The sequence below is a fragment of the Haloferula chungangensis genome, from assembly GCF_042664875.1.
In the GTDB taxonomy this organism is placed as follows: Bacteria; Verrucomicrobiota; Verrucomicrobiia; order Verrucomicrobiales; family Akkermansiaceae; genus Haloferula; species Haloferula chungangensis.
The window spans coordinates 17,079-30,969 of record NZ_JBHTBS010000004.1; the positions used below are offsets into that span (position 1 = coordinate 17,079).

Annotated in this window: 13 protein-coding genes and 1 tRNA gene; 7 read left to right on the forward strand and 7 right to left on the reverse strand. The window is 60.1% G+C overall.

Going from position 1 to position 13,891, the window contains the following annotated elements:
* Positions 1–88: 88 nt before the first annotated feature.
* Positions 89–307 carry a toxin-antitoxin system HicB family antitoxin gene (locus ACFQY0_RS09145; RefSeq protein WP_379711531.1) on the reverse strand — a complete coding sequence of 73 codons (219 nt, stop codon included), beginning with the start codon at positions 305–307 and terminating at the stop codon, positions 89–91.
* Positions 304–732 carry a putative toxin-antitoxin system toxin component, PIN family gene (locus ACFQY0_RS09150; RefSeq protein ID WP_379711532.1) on the reverse strand — a complete coding sequence of 143 codons (429 nt, stop codon included), beginning with the start codon at positions 730–732 and terminating at the stop codon, positions 304–306. Before ACFQY0_RS09150 ends, ACFQY0_RS09145 begins: the two co-directional genes overlap by 4 nt.
* A 209-nt stretch (positions 733–941) precedes the next feature.
* On the opposite strand from ACFQY0_RS09150, the gene ACFQY0_RS09155 reads away from it, so the two are divergent.
* Positions 942–1,139, forward strand: a complete 198-nt coding sequence (locus tag ACFQY0_RS09155; RefSeq protein WP_379711534.1) for a hypothetical protein — start codon at positions 942–944, stop codon at positions 1,137–1,139.
* Between the two features lie 132 nt (positions 1,140–1,271).
* Here ACFQY0_RS09155 and ACFQY0_RS09160 read toward each other — a convergent pair whose 3' ends face one another.
* From ACFQY0_RS09160 to ACFQY0_RS09170, 3 genes are all read right to left on the reverse strand, one after another.
* Positions 1,272–2,378 (reverse strand): alginate lyase family protein, encoded by a 1,107-nt coding sequence (locus tag ACFQY0_RS09160; RefSeq protein ID WP_379711536.1) that lies wholly within the window; start codon positions 2,376–2,378, stop codon positions 1,272–1,274.
* Between the two features lie 74 nt (positions 2,379–2,452).
* Entirely contained in the window at positions 2,453–2,965 is a 513-nt protein-coding gene (locus ACFQY0_RS09165) for a peroxiredoxin-like family protein (protein WP_379711538.1), read from the reverse strand.
* A gap of 34 nt (positions 2,966–2,999) precedes the next feature.
* The gene (locus ACFQY0_RS09170) at positions 3,000–3,782 is read right to left on the reverse strand and encodes a haloacid dehalogenase type II (protein WP_379712272.1); all 783 of its coding nucleotides are present in this window, start codon (positions 3,780–3,782) and stop codon (positions 3,000–3,002) included.
* 332 nt (positions 3,783–4,114) lie between these two features.
* On the opposite strand from ACFQY0_RS09170, the gene ACFQY0_RS09175 reads away from it, so the two are divergent.
* From ACFQY0_RS09175 to ACFQY0_RS09185, 3 genes are all read left to right on the forward strand, one after another.
* On the forward strand, positions 4,115–4,789 hold the full coding sequence (locus tag ACFQY0_RS09175; protein ID WP_379711540.1) for a DNA-3-methyladenine glycosylase: 675 nt from the start codon (positions 4,115–4,117) through the stop codon (positions 4,787–4,789).
* A 302-nt stretch (positions 4,790–5,091) separates the two neighbouring features.
* The gene (locus ACFQY0_RS09180) at positions 5,092–7,395 is read left to right on the forward strand and encodes a glycosyltransferase family 4 protein (protein ID WP_379711542.1); all 2,304 of its coding nucleotides are present in this window, start codon (positions 5,092–5,094) and stop codon (positions 7,393–7,395) included.
* Positions 7,382–8,872, forward strand: a complete 1,491-nt coding sequence (locus tag ACFQY0_RS09185) for a glycoside hydrolase family 130 protein (RefSeq protein WP_379711544.1) — start codon at positions 7,382–7,384, stop codon at positions 8,870–8,872. Before ACFQY0_RS09180 ends, ACFQY0_RS09185 begins: the two co-directional genes overlap by 14 nt.
* A 93-nt stretch (positions 8,873–8,965) precedes the next feature.
* Here ACFQY0_RS09185 and ACFQY0_RS09190 read toward each other — a convergent pair whose 3' ends face one another.
* Entirely contained in the window at positions 8,966–10,336 is a 1,371-nt protein-coding gene (locus tag ACFQY0_RS09190; RefSeq protein WP_379711546.1) for a UPF0149 family protein, read from the reverse strand.
* A 321-nt stretch (positions 10,337–10,657) separates the two neighbouring features.
* On the opposite strand from ACFQY0_RS09190, the gene ACFQY0_RS09195 reads away from it, so the two are divergent.
* Together ACFQY0_RS09195 and ACFQY0_RS09200 are read left to right on the forward strand one after the other, a co-directional pair.
* On the forward strand, positions 10,658–11,734 hold the full coding sequence (locus tag ACFQY0_RS09195) for a Fic family protein (RefSeq protein ID WP_379711548.1): 1,077 nt from the start codon (positions 10,658–10,660) through the stop codon (positions 11,732–11,734).
* A gap of 265 nt (positions 11,735–11,999) precedes the next feature.
* Positions 12,000–12,302: a hypothetical protein gene (locus ACFQY0_RS09200; RefSeq protein WP_379711550.1), complete on the forward strand. Its 303-nt coding sequence runs from the start codon at positions 12,000–12,002 to the stop codon at positions 12,300–12,302.
* Positions 12,303–12,448: 146 nt separating this feature from the next.
* On the opposite strand, the gene ACFQY0_RS09205 is transcribed toward ACFQY0_RS09200, so the two are convergent.
* Positions 12,449–12,525: transfer RNA gene (locus ACFQY0_RS09205), tRNA-Pro, on the reverse strand.
* Between the two features lie 276 nt (positions 12,526–12,801).
* Between ACFQY0_RS09205 and argC the strand changes: the two genes are divergently transcribed.
* Entirely contained in the window at positions 12,802–13,860 is a 1,059-nt protein-coding gene (argC, locus tag ACFQY0_RS09210) for an N-acetyl-gamma-glutamyl-phosphate reductase (protein ID WP_379711552.1), read from the forward strand.
* Positions 13,861–13,891 lie beyond the last annotated feature (31 nt).

The following is a 13,891-nucleotide window of genomic DNA, read 5'->3' on the forward strand; positions in this document are numbered from 1 at the left end:
GGGCTCTGTTGGTGGGTTCGGAGGACAGCCGCTTTCGCATGAAGCTTCGAAGGCCAGGAGAGTGTCCTCTCTCCTCACTTCGGCACGGCTACTGGTAATGCTTGTCGAGTTTGTCGAGCACGGCCAGTCCCGCCTTGGCGGAGCCTTTGGAGGCGAGGGCGCGGAAGCGCGTTTCGGCATCGAACTCGGCGATGCTGATGGTGGCCAGTTCTTCGATGAGCTTGTTGACGCTGATCCCGCGGTGCTTGGCGAGCTGCCGGAGGCGGGTGTGTTTGTCATCGGGAATGCGGATGGTGAGGGTGCTCATGGCAGTGTTTTAAGGAATTGGGCGGGGGTTTGGATCTTCAGGCCGGGAAAGCGGAGTTCGCCGTGGGCGAGGTCTTTGGTATTGTGAGTGATGACGGTGTCGGCATTGCCCGCCAATGCCAATTCGATGAGGTGATTGTCGGCCTCGTCGGGGAGATTCGGACGCCAGAGGAAGTAGACCTTGGTCCATTCGCTTACGGAGAGGAACGCAGCGAAGAGCGTTTGTCGGTCGCGCGGCCCGATCGGGCTTTTCTCCATCAGATGCTCGCGAGAGAGGAGGTCTTCGTATTCGTGGTAGAGTGCAGGCCCCATGATGGCCAAGGCCCTACCCTGCAGACACGCCCGGATGACCTCCCGGTTATTTCCGACAGGACTTAGGATCGCAGCGATGAAGACGTTGGTATCCACGACGACTCTTGAAACCATCGCGACACTGATAGCGTATATGCTGTCACTTTGCAAACTTGGAAATCGGGAAGGCACCGGGAGCGGCCCATCTTTCTGGGGTGAAGAGGTCGGCCATGCGGGGGAAACTTTAAACTTCAAATTGGGGAGAGGATTGCGAGGAGCGCTTAAGTAATCGGCGTTTCTGGAAAGACCCGGCGTCTTGACCATGCCAGTGTGCTTATTCGGAAATGAAGGCGCGCACGATCAGCATTCGTGAGATTGATGAAGCCTACCAGAAGGAAAGAGCTGCGGACGCGGCTGCCCTGAAAACGGGGACAATTTCTGCCCGCCAGCTTCAAAAAACCAACTCTCTCATTCCGGAGCGGGCCTCGATGCAAATTGTGGATCTCGCCAGCTACCTCAAAGGCCGATGCGAGCAAAAGTGAGCAAGCGTAGCGAGCGCGGGCGGGAGATTCATGAGTTCTTCGATGTCGTCGCACCGAGCGACGGTTCTCCGAGACCAGTCGTTGTCCTCGACTTGCCTGTTATCTGTTGTCGTCCGAACACAGCCCCCCCATTCACTCCTCCCCCACCTTTTCCCCGGCGTACATCAGCGTTCCCCAGGGTGAGGTGGTTCTTCCCCGGTTCTCGGGTCGAACCTTCTCCAAGGCTTTGCTGATGTAGGGGACGTCGAGTCCTTTCCGGTTGTGATAGTGGTTGAAGACCTTTTCAAACATCGCCCGCATCCTTCCGCGACCGCTGTCAGAGATCTCAGGATAGAAATATCTCCCGTCGACACTCCGGTAAGGCTCGTAGGGCACTTCGGATCCGAGGTTGTATTTCGCCGTGTACTCGAAGCCCTTCATGAGCAGATGGTCGTGGGCGCTGTAGAGGTCGATCCCCTGGGTCCAGGCGGTCTCGCAGGCATTGGAAAGAAACTCCAAACCCATCTGGGTGTGCAGCTGATCGCGACCGGTTTCCTGACACTGTCCCGATTCCTTGAAGTAGTTGCGCAGCGCCCCATTACCCGAGCCATTCAGGTAGTAATTCTTCCCCCACTCAAACATCACCGGATCATCCAGAAAGACGCCCATCGCCATGAGGGTCTGAATCATCGAGGCATCCCAGTTGCCATTGGCGGTCGGATAAAAGTCCCGGATGATCGGATTCCAGATCTTGCGCAGCATTTCCTCGAATTGTTCCTGGCGGGGCTCCGGCCAGCCGTCCCAGGTGTGTTTCAGGAGCTCCGCCGCATTGCAGAACGGGTAGCCCGCCATCCCCACCAGCAGCTTGGCGTCATGGTTCTCGATCGATCTCAATGTGCCCGACCAGGCGTCCAGAATCTCCGCAGCTTTTCTCGCGTGGGCTTCCTTCCCGGATAGCGTCCAGCGCAGGGCATGCGTGTAGGCCGCCGTGGCATCATCGATGAACTCGTCCGATCCCATCCTCAAGCGATTCGACGGCCCGCGCTCGACCTTGGCCCGCGGTTCAGCCTGCCAGCTCAGTTTGGCGAAGCGGGACTCCTTGAGGTCTTTCCAAGCCTCTGTCCACGGTTCCTCGCCTGCCTCGATCTTCGCTTTGACGAACTCGATGCTTTCCTGTGAATGCGCGATTCCCGGGTGCACGAAATCCGCCATCGCCGTGCCGATCAAGGACAGGACGCCAATCAAACGCTTTACCATCATTGCCCCCCAATACGTCGGGCCGCCGTGAATCTTGCCCCCGCATCGCGGAAAGCGCTACCTGACGGGCGCGGGCCTCAGGACTCGCCCCTGGCCGGGTAGTCCTTCTTCAATGCGAAGTCCACGAACTCGAGGATATCCTTCGGGTCGGGGCGTCCCATCGGCATCGAATTATAGGCGATGTAGTAGATCGTCTGATCCGGCCGGATGAGGAAAAGCGCGGGCTCGCCGAAGACCTCCGGCTCCTCTTCCTTGATGGCCTTGGAAATGTAGAGTCCCCACTCGCGCATCTGCTCGGGCGTCATGCCGTAGCCGATCTCCAGATCATCCACTTCCCAATCTCCCAGACAGGCTTCCGCACGTTCCTGCGTGTCGCCCGAGACGGCGAAGACTTTCACGCCCCGGTCGGCGGCATCATCGAGGAGGGTGTTGAGGTTCTCAAGATAGGTCTTGCAGATCGGGCAGTGACGACCGCGGTAAAAGACCAGCATCAGGAAGTTCTCAGGCTCCTGGTCGGCCAGCGACCAATCTTCTCCCACGATGCGTTTGACGGTTAGATCGGGGGCTTTGGTTTTCGGTATCAGTTTCATGATCTTGTTGAAATGTTGGTTGGAGAAGCCGGGCTCATTTCTGGCTCTCCATCAGTGCGGCGAGTTCTTTCAAATCCTGGACGGTGTGATCCGGAGACTTGGCCAGCGGATAGGCGACCTTGCCGGGGCGTTTGACGAAGACCGTTCTCATTCCCGCCGCGTCTGCGCCGGCGATGTCCCAGGCGTGGGCCGCCACCATCATGGCTTCACCGGCATCCACGCCGAGCTTGTCCATCGCCCAGCGGTAGACTTCCTGATGGGGCTTGAATTTCTTCGTGTCCTCGACGGTGAGTCTTTGATCGACCAGGTCGATGAGCCCGGCATTCTCAAACTGCGCCTTCACTCCTTCGTTCGAGGAATTCGTCAGGCTGACGAGGGTGAAGCCCTGGTCCTTGAGGCTCTTCAACCCTTCCTTCACATCGGCATGGGCCGGCAAAGAACGCAGCACGGGAACGATCGCCTCTTCGGCCTCCTCACGCTCCAGCTCGATGCCTTTGGACTCCGCGACCATCATCAGGGCGGCGACACCGATTTCTGAAAAATGGTGGTAAGTGCCGCTGAGGGTTTCGACCAGAGAGTAGTGAAGCATCGTAGAGAACCAGAGCGGCAGCAGCTCCTCCTTGCCATCGAGGGCCTTGCCGACCGACTTTTTGAGCGGGGCCAGATCGAGAAGGGTTTCATTCACATCGAGGAAGATGACTTTGGGTCGCTGCATGGTGGATTCGGGCATTTCGGGCTTGTTTTGAGCGGGTTCCGATCGCGCGGATACCGCGGCCATCAGCAGCAGCAATCCAACGAGGATGATTTTGCCCGCCATGGCGAAAGGCCAGCTCGATCCCGCCGTGGGCGAAACGCGTGAGTGGGGAAGCCCGAGGCCCGCCTGTTCAAAGTCATGCACCCGGCAGAAGCGGTGAAGGTATCGGCTCGTGATGGGAAAAATCATGGGACCATCCGTCTTCGCAGATCCCGAGCCAGATCGTTCCGGACGCATCCCGCGAGGCAGCCCGACATGGCGGTGCGGCCGCGCTGATCCTTGAAAATCCGGGTGTCACAGGATGGACCGAGCGCAATTTTTCCCCGACCGACCCGGGTTCCCGGAACCCGGGAATTCCATGCCATCGATCCGCAGCAGGGGGCAGCCTGCCCACCGTGTCGCGAAATGCAATCAAGCCTGCTGCCGATGGCTCCGACCGGCGCTGCGCGGAGGGGCCGACGATGATGCCGGTTGAGAAATCTCCGTCCCGGCGCTCTAGTGGCCACGCGATGGAGACATTGGGGTCGGCATTTTTTCACAGAAGCCCGGTCGAGGTGGCGCGGGAGCTTCTTGGAGCGCGACTCGAACACGCCGGCTGCTCGGGAATGATCGTTGAGACCGAGGCTTACTCAGCGGTGGATGACGAAGCTTGCCACACGTTTTTCCGGGCCAAGGCACGGCGCTTCGTCGATGAGCACCCGCCAGGTGCCGCTTACATTTATCTCAACTACGGAATGTACTGGCTGGCGAACGTGCTGGTCCGCTCACCCGCTGGAGAGTCGGGATTCGTCCTGATCCGCGCCTTGGAACCCGAGCTTGGCGTGTCCGAAATGATGATCCGTCGAAAGAAGGAGAAGGACCTGTGTGCCGGCCCGGGGAAGCTCACGATCGCCATGAATATTGATGGCAGCCATCATGGCGGCAACTTCCTTGGCGACCCCTTCTCCCTCTACCCTCGCGCGACCATTCCTCCCATCATCACGGGCCCGCGGATCGGAATCTCGAAGGCGGCTGACAAACCATGGCGGTTTGGCATCAAAGGGAGCCGCTACCTGAGTCGCCGCTTCTGACCGGCGAACGACGACTCCTGCAGCGATTGCTTTTACCAAAAGGTTCCCAAAGCGCAGCCTCCAGCGCTTGCCGTCCGGACTTTCCCTGAGAGAAAATTGAGGCCTTCTGCGGCGCCGCGAGGTTCTCGCTTTCCGGCACCGGCACCGCGCTTTCTTTGCAATGGTAAATTGCGAGTTGCACCTTGCTTCGCCGTACCCACTTAATGGTCTCCTTGGAGATTCAGGCAATTGCGGCCTTTTCGAGCGTGGCATGCTTCGTGTTGAAGTGACGGTCCTTTCTAAACTCAAATTATCTTTGTCTCATGTCTCCATCAGGTGAAAAAGTCGTACTCGTGGGGAACCATCCTCCCCGTCAATGTGGGATTGCCACCTTCACCCGTGACCTGCGCGAAGCGCTGAGTGAAGCCCGGCCACAGCGCGAGCTGCCGGTGGTCGCGCTGACCGATCCGGGTCAGAATTATGATTACCCGGACGAGGTCCGATTCGAGATCCACCAGGACGAAGCGCGCGACTACGAGGATGCCGGACGCTTCATCAGCCTGACAGGCGCGGGGGTCATCTCGGTGCAGCACGAATTCGGCATCTTCGGCGGGCATGCCGGCGAAGAGCTGCTGAGATTGCTCTCGGCCACGGAAACGCCGGTGGTTTCCACCCTGCACACCGTGCTCGCCGAGCCCGATGATCACCAGCGACGCGTCTTCCGCAAACTGATCGAGCGCTCGGCACGGCTGGTTGTGATGTCGCGCAAGGGCCGGGAAATCCTGCGCGATGTCTGGGGTGTCGAGGACTGGAAAATTGCTGAAATCCCTCACGGCATCCCCGATTTGCCCTTCGTCGATCCCTCATTCCACCACGAACGCTTCGGGCTGATCGGACGCAAGGTGATCCTGACCTTCGGGCTGATCTCGCCTGGAAAAGGCATCGAGGATGGCATCCGCGCCATGGCCGAGGTGGTGAAGACCCATCCCGAAGTGTGCTACGTGATCGTAGGAGCCACTCACCCGGCGCTGATCCGCGAGTGCGGCGAGGAGTACCGCGAAGAGCTTGAGGCACTCGTTCAGGAACTCGGTCTTGAGGGCAACGTGCGCTTTGAAAACCGCTACGTGGACTTCGACGAACTTCAGGAATGGATCGGTGCGGCCGACATTTACCTGACGCCTTACCTCAACTCGGCGCAAATCACTTCGGGCACGCTGGCCTACTGTTATGGATCGGGCAAAGCGGTGGTCTCCACCCCCTACTGGCACGCCGAAGAGCTGCTCGGCAGTGGCAATGGTCGACTCGTTGGATTCCGCGATCCGGAGGGAATTGCCAAAGCCATCCGCGAGCTGCTGGATGATCCGGCAAGCTGCCTGATGATGCGCAAGCGCGCCTTCCTCGAAGGCCGCGAAATGATCTGGTCCCGCGTCGCCGAGCGCTATCATGCCCTTTTCGACGAAGTCGCGTCCGAGGGCTCACCCGTCGCGGCTTCGGTCGTGCGCCCCAGCAGTGCCTCGCCGCGCTCGGAAGAACCCGCGCTCGAGTGGAATTTCGATCACGTGCTGCGGATGACCGATTCCACCGGCATGTTCCAGCACGCACGCTACGCGCTGCCTTGGTTCGATCACGGCTACTGCACCGATGACAATGCCCGCGCGCTGATTCTCTGCACGCAGCTCGAGGACGAGGAGAGCTTTGTTTCCGAGCTCGATCGGGTGCGCACGGCGGCTGCGGCATTTCTGGATGCGGCCTTCGATCGCGAGCGGAAAAGGTTCCGGAACTTCATGTCCTTCGACCGCCGCTGGATGGAGGAAAGCGGCTCCGAAGACAGCCACGGACGCGCCGTCTGGTCGCTGGGTGTCACCTCGGCCAAGACCCGTAGCAAAGCGCTGCGCGGCTGGGCGATTGATGTCTTCGACGCAGCCTTCCCGACTCTGGTCGACTTCACATCGCCGCGATCCTGGGCCTTCGGGCTGCTCGGCATTTCCGACTATCTCGATACCTACCCCGGCGACCTGAAGGCGCGTCGCATCGCTGCCGAGCTCGGTGCCAAGTTGCTGGACCTTTACGACCGCACGGCCGACGAGGACTGGCGGTGGTTCGAGGACTCCGTGACGTATGACAACCCACGCCTTCCCCAGGCGATGATGCTGGCCGGCGAGATCACCGACAACGCCCGCATGAAGCAGGTGGGACTCGAGTCGTTGCGCTGGTTGATGGAACACCAGCAGGGCAGCGGAGGCTGCTTCCGCGCCGTCGGCTCACCGGGATACTGGGAACGCGGCGGCGAACCCGCCAGCTATGACCAGCAGCCGCTCGAAGCGACGGCTGCGGTGGCCGCCTGCCTTGTCGCGCGGCGCATCGAAAACGGTCGCTACTGGGACAAGGAAGCGGCACGCGCTTACGAATGGTTCCTCGGCCGCAACGACCTGCGCACCCCGCTCTATGATCGCGAGACCGGTGGCTGTCACGACGGCCTGCAACCGAGCCGCCTGAACCGGAACCAGGGAGCGGAATCGACGCTGGCTTTCTGGATGGCCCACGCCGACATGCGCCGCCTCCGCGGAATCAAGGAGCCGGCAGCAGAAACCAGAAGCCTCAAACCTTTTCACCATGCCTACGCCTGAACTGACTGTCCGCCGCCTCAGCATCGACCTGAGGCCGGACCCGCGAAGGGTCCTGCTGCGCCCCTTCATCCCCTCACTCATCGTCAAACCGAGCGCCGCACCGGAACTCGGGAACCGGGTGCTGAAAATCTATCATCGGGTCATGGAGCTCGATGAAGAACGCGTCGCCGAGGAATTCGAGCGCCTGATGCGCGAGTTCGACGATCGCCACCTGGATCTCAACGAAGAGTTCCTGCAGCGCTTCGAAAGCATCGCCCCGGCCCTGCCAATGGAGCCGATGCCGAGTGAAAAACGTCAGTTGCTGTTAGGCGCCTACTTTACCAACGAGTACTCGCTGGAATCGGCAGCGCTTTTCAATCCCAGCATCGTCCCCCACCCCGATCAGGAGGGCGTGAAGGAAGGATGCCTGCGCTTCGTGATGAGCCTGCGCGCCACCGGCGAAGGCCACATTTCCTCGGTCGTCTTCCGCTCCGGAATCCTCTGCGCCGATGGCGAGGTCGAACTGGACCCGGTATCCCGACACGTCGTCGAGCCGCATCCGCAACCCGCCGCCCAGTACGAGCGCGAGACCTTCCGCCGGAAACTGCTGGAACTGGGCGTCAGCGAACGCTGCTGCACGGAAGTTACCGGACGGGTCGATGAGACCTTCGTGCTGGCCGACCTGCATCAGGCGATCGCTGAGATCCAGAAGGACCAGTGCGGCGAAGCCCTGCGGCAGGCCTGCCTCAAGGCCAAGGTGCTCGCCGAGGCCAACTACACCGTGCGCTTCCGCAGCACCACCGGCATGTCCGAGCGCGTGCTCTTCCCCTTTTCCCCGAGCGAGAGCAACGGCATCGAGGACGCACGCTTCGTGAAATTCGAGGACGACGCGCAGGGCCCCATGTATTACGCAACCTACACCGCCTACAATGGCACCGTGGCGCTGCCGCAAATGGTCGAAACCCGCGACTTCCTGACCTTCCGTTTCTCGACCCTCAATGGCGGGGCCGTGAAGAACAAGGGACTCGCGATGTTTCCCCGCAAAATCGGCGGCAGGTTCGTGATGCTCGGCCGTCAGGACAGTGAAAACATCCACCTCATGTCGTCGGACGATCCCCATTTCTGGCACGAAAGCGAGGTCCTCGTGGAACCGCGCGAACCCTGGGAATTCGTCCAGCTCGGGAACTGCGGCTCACCCATCGAAACCGAAGCCGGATGGCTGGTGCTGACCCATGGCGTCGGCGCGATGCGCAAGTATTCGATCGGGGCCGTGCTGCTCGACCTCGAAGATCCATCGAAGGTCATCGGCCGACTCAGGAATCCGCTGTTAGGTCCGAACGAGGACGAGCGCGAGGGCTACGTTCCCAACGTGGTTTACAGTTGCGGCGGCTTGGTGCACGGCGGCCGCCTGATCCTCCCCTACGCGGTCTCGGACTCCGCGAGCCGCTTCGCCGTGGTGGAACTCGCCGAGCTGATCGACGCAATGAAGGAGCATTGACCCACAACGCCCGCACATCCACCGCCGACCTGGGACATGGCTGCCCGTTCTAACAAGTGGCAATGGATCAACGGTCAGCCCGGCCTGCGGTGCTCAGTTCATGCAGCAGCGCTTGAACTTCTTGCCGCTTCCGCAGGGACAAGGGTCGTTGCGGCCGATCTTGGGTTCCTCGTTCTGATAGGGCTCATGAAAAGCTCCGAAGGAGCCGCTCGATAAATCACCGGACAAGATCTCGCCACGGAGGATCTGCGCGGCATGCACGAGGTGCTCGACCTGGATGAGTTCGTCGTCGGAGACATCATCGGTCGGCTGGGCAAGGTGGAGGGCACCCGCCAGTAGCGCCTGGTGGCCTTCCGAGGGATCCGCTTCGGAGCCACCCCAGTTGAAGACGCTGCCCAGAAGCCCCCCCGCCCATTCGATTTCTTCTTCGGTCGGGACGCGCGGCATGGAGCGCGGCGTGAGGGGCGGGAAATAGTTTTGCTCGTCGAGCGCGCGGAGGATCCCATCGCAGTACTTCATCACCGCTGTCTCGAAGAGCTCCTCATCTCCGTTATCATCCCAGAGCGGCTCATGGGAGTGGCTTTCAGGATCCCAGATTGAAGAGAGCAGATGCTCGGTTTCCACAGGCTCAGTCGCCAGCACGGAGCCGAGGATGAAGCCATCGAACTCAGCCAGACTTCTAGGAGTCCTGGGTCCGCGATGAAGATCGAGCAGGTAGCGGATGGTGCCGGCGACATCGTCCTTTTCCGGTCGCTCGCCAATCCGTTCGAGCTGTGATGCCTTGGCAAGTTCGGCTTCGCGTTGGCCCCAGTGGGGTTCCGCCTCGCTTCGTTCGGAGCGCAGTCCGAGCCCGATTTCGACGCTTTCGAAGTCTCCAGCCATCAGGACATTGACGAGGTTTTCTTCAAAGGCCTGGCGGATTTCCGCAAGGTAAGTGTCACCCGTCATTTCCATGAGCTCGAGAATGATCACAGCCTTCAGGGTGCGGTGCCCCGGGTCGCCCTGAAGCGCAGCGACGAACGCCTTGAGGGTGGCCTCCTTGCCAATGTCATTCTGGGCGAGGTCGACCAAAGCATGGCTCATTTCCAGCAAGACATCTTCATCATCGCGCCCACTCTCGAAGCGCGCCAGAAGCAGCGGAGCCGCCTCGGATCCTGCCGCACTCATCAGCTCGGGAAAGTAGTCGAGGTAGTCGTCGTCGCCGATGCTGCACGCCACGCCCAGCTCATCGATGAGAAACTCGGCCCCTTCCTTGCCGCCGAGGTAGGCGAGGATGCTCCAGGCATGGAGCAGAGCGGCATAGGAAGCTTCGGAATCTTCCTCTCCGAGTTCGAGGTCCATCCATTCGCCCATGATTTCGCGGGCATCGGCTGCGCTGAAGCCCTGTTTCGCGTAGAAGGAAGCGGGCAGCATTTCCCCTTTCGGCCTCGTGAGCCCGAACAAGCGCTTGCGGAGTGATTTCATGGAAACAGCATGGTAACAGCGCTTCTCCCATGCAAGGACCGCGAGCGCCCGTCTGACCGCCCTGACGATGCATCTCTCCGTCTAAATCGAGGCTGCGACCGAGCCGCCGAAAACCAAAGCGAGCAACCCGAGCACTTCGACGCCGGGCACAACCTTCCCGCGAAAACCATGGGCATGATGGCGATTCGCCTCGGCGTGACTGCCGTAGCGGAAAGAATTTGGGGATTTCTTTGCATGCTTGCTCGAAAGCGAAAACTTTCGCCTAGTTTCTTTACATGAGACCGTTGATTTGGGAGATTTTCGTCGATTTCTTTACATTTCGTGTCCTCGCTGCCCCCATTGCCACTTCCCGAGACGGTCGATCTTGAGACGCCGTTGATTTGGCGTGCCTTGGTGGAAGCGCACCAGCCCCTCGCGGAATTGAAGGGGCTCTGCGCCTCCATTCCGAACCCCGCGATTTTCATCGAGACGCTTTCCATTCAGGAAGCCAAGGACAGCTCGGAGATCGAGAACATCATCACCACTCACGATGAACTCTACGCCTCGCAGGATCACGCGTCCGCAGCGCTCAGTCGGGCGGCGAAGGAAGTGCGGAACTACGTCACCGCCCTGCGGGTGGGTGCCGATGCCGTGTCGGCATCAGGCCTGATCCGGCTCGATACGATTCTGGCCGTCCAGGCGGAGATCGAGGAGAACCGCGCGGGACTCCGGCAACTCCCGGGCACGGTCCTGAAAAACCAGTCGTCGGGAAGGACCGTTTTTGAACCTCCGCAGAGTGCTCTGGAGGTGCAGGCACTCATGGACAATCTCATCGAGTTCATCCATCGGGACGATGATTTGGATCCGCTGCTCCGGATGGCCATTGTCCATCACCAGTTCGAAAGCATCCACCCCTTCTACGATGGCAACGGGCGAACCGGTCGGATTCTGAACATCATGATGCTCATCCGCGAGGATCTCCTTACCGTGCCCATCCTCTATCTCAGCCGCTACATCAATCAGTCCAGGGCGGACTACTACCGACTCCTCCAAACGGCCCGTGAGGAAAGCCGCTGGGAAGACTGGTGCCTCTATCTCCTCCGGGGCATTGCGATGACCGCCCGTCACGAACTCGCCCTCATCCGCAAGCTCCAAGCGCTGATGGACGACTATCAGAAACGGATACGCGATGAATTCAGTTTCTACTCGCAGGATCTCCTCAACAACCTCTTCCGCTACCCTTATACCAAGATCGAGTTCATTGAACGGGAGTTGGGCGTTTCACGACCCACGGCGACCAAGTATCTGGATCAACTCGCGAAGGCCGGCTTCGTGGAAAAAACCAAGAAGGGCCGCACCAATTTCTACATCAACCGCCCGCTCTTCAACCTGCTCACCAGCCCAGGACTCCTCACATGAACGAAGCCGAACCCGCTCGGAACTGATTGACCCCGCCCTGAAGGACTCAATTGGGCTTCGGACATGGGCTTCAATTAAATCCTAGAAACAGCATCTACGACCTACCATCGTTCAACACGGAGCGACCGCCACACAACCGGCCGAGGCCTCAATTTCTACCTGCGGCGGGACAATAGGCTGGAAATCGGTGCCAGCGAATTGAACATCCGCCAGTTCGCCGGCACCACGATTGAATCCCGTAGAGCGTGACCCGCTTTTTTTCTCAATGCATCTACTCAACACCTACGAAGACCAGCAAGAGGCGGAAGCTGCGGAGAATCTTCTCACAGGCACCAAGCGCCTCGCCAGCGACCGCGACGACAACGAAGTCATCTACCGTCTCTTCGGCGAACCCACCTGGAGCAATTTCTTCAAACTGGACATGTATGACCTCCAGGAACTGAAGACGCTCGTCGAAGCTAAAAAAAAGGGCCAGCCCTACGACCCTGAACGCCACCAATCCATCTTGGGCGGCCTCAATTTCCCAGCGAATACCTATGGCCTAACCATTCCTGAGCATTGGCTCTGAAATTGTGATGGCTTAAAATCACGTCTTCTGGCCTAGGAATGACTTCTTCGGCGGTCTTTCTAACCCCTTCAAAAAGTGGTCGGAAGTTCTTGCACGCCAGCATGAAAACCAAACATCCCCACCCAGACAAGCTGGGTGGGGATGTTTGGTCGGGCTGGCCGGATTCGAACCGACGACCCCCCGCCCCCCAGGCGGATGCGCTACCAGACTGCGCCACAGCCCGTTCCATTTCCGTGAACGGACGCGCAGAAAATCAGGGTCCCTCCATCTTGGCAAGTCTGGAAAATCGAAGCGATAGGAGGTGGCACGCCCTCGTGCCGCTCGGGGGAGCTCGTCGCTTGGTATGAACCACAAACCACTTGGAGGCGGGCTTTTCCCCAGCCCGGCCCGGCGAAGACGTCCAGCCCTGCGAGCAGTCCTCCCGTCACGCAAAGGTCCACCCTTCGAGCGACGAGGGCGTCGCTCCTCCTAAGGATTGGCAAGGCGGGGATTTCCTGCGATGGATCTCGGCATCATGGAACGGATCAAGACGGCAATTGTCGGAGCCAGCGGATACACCGGTCAGGAATTACTGCGGCTGCTGCTGCTCCACCCGGATGTGGAATTGGTGGCGGCGACTTCTCGACAGGAAGCCGGCAAGGCCCTTTCGGAGGTTTTTCCGCGCTTCCTCTCGCTGCCCGGTGCGGAACTGCCCTTCATCGAGCCGGATCCGGATGCGATTGCGGCGACGGGTGCTTCGGCGGCCTTTCTCGCGCTGCCTCACGGGGTGGCGGCGGAGATCGCCCAGGCATTGCTCAAGCGCGGGCTGAAAGTCATCGATCTCAGCGCCGATTTCCGGCTGCGGGATGCGGCGGTTTATAAAGAATTCTATGGTCACGATCATCCGGCGCCGGAGATGCTCGATGATGCGGTCTACGGCTTGCCGGAAATCCGCGCGAAAGAAATCCGCGAGGCACACCTGATTGCCTCACCCGGCTGCTACCCGACGAGCATCCTGCTGCCGCTGCTTCCTCTGGTGAAAGACGGACTCATCGATGCCGCGACCATCGTCGCCAATTCGATGAGTGGCGTGAGTGGTGCGGGCAAGAAGGCGGACGTCTCACTGCTCTTCTGCGAATGCAACGAAAGTGCCCGCGCTTACGGCGTCCCGAAGCACCGCCACCTCTCCGAGATCGAGCAGGAACTCTCGATCGCCGCCGGCGAAAAGGTCGTGATCACGTTCATCCCCCATCTGATCCCGGTGAATTCGGGCATCGCCACGACCACCACGGCGATGTTGAGAAAAGGTGTCGACCCCGATGCGATCGGCGAAGCCCTCGAAGCGGCCTACGCCGACGCGCCTTTCGTGCGGCTGCTCGGAAAAGGCGGCTGCGCGGATACCAAGAACGTGACCCGCACCAACTTCATCGACATCGGCTGGACCTACGACGAGCGCACCGGTCGAGTGCTTCTGATGAGCGCCGAGGACAACCTTGGAAAGGGTGCCGGAAGTCAGGCGGTGCAGGCCTTCAATATTCTGTTTGGTTTAACTCAGACCGACGGGTTGCATTTTGCTTGAAGCTTGTTCAATCTAGAAGGCCTGCCCTTGC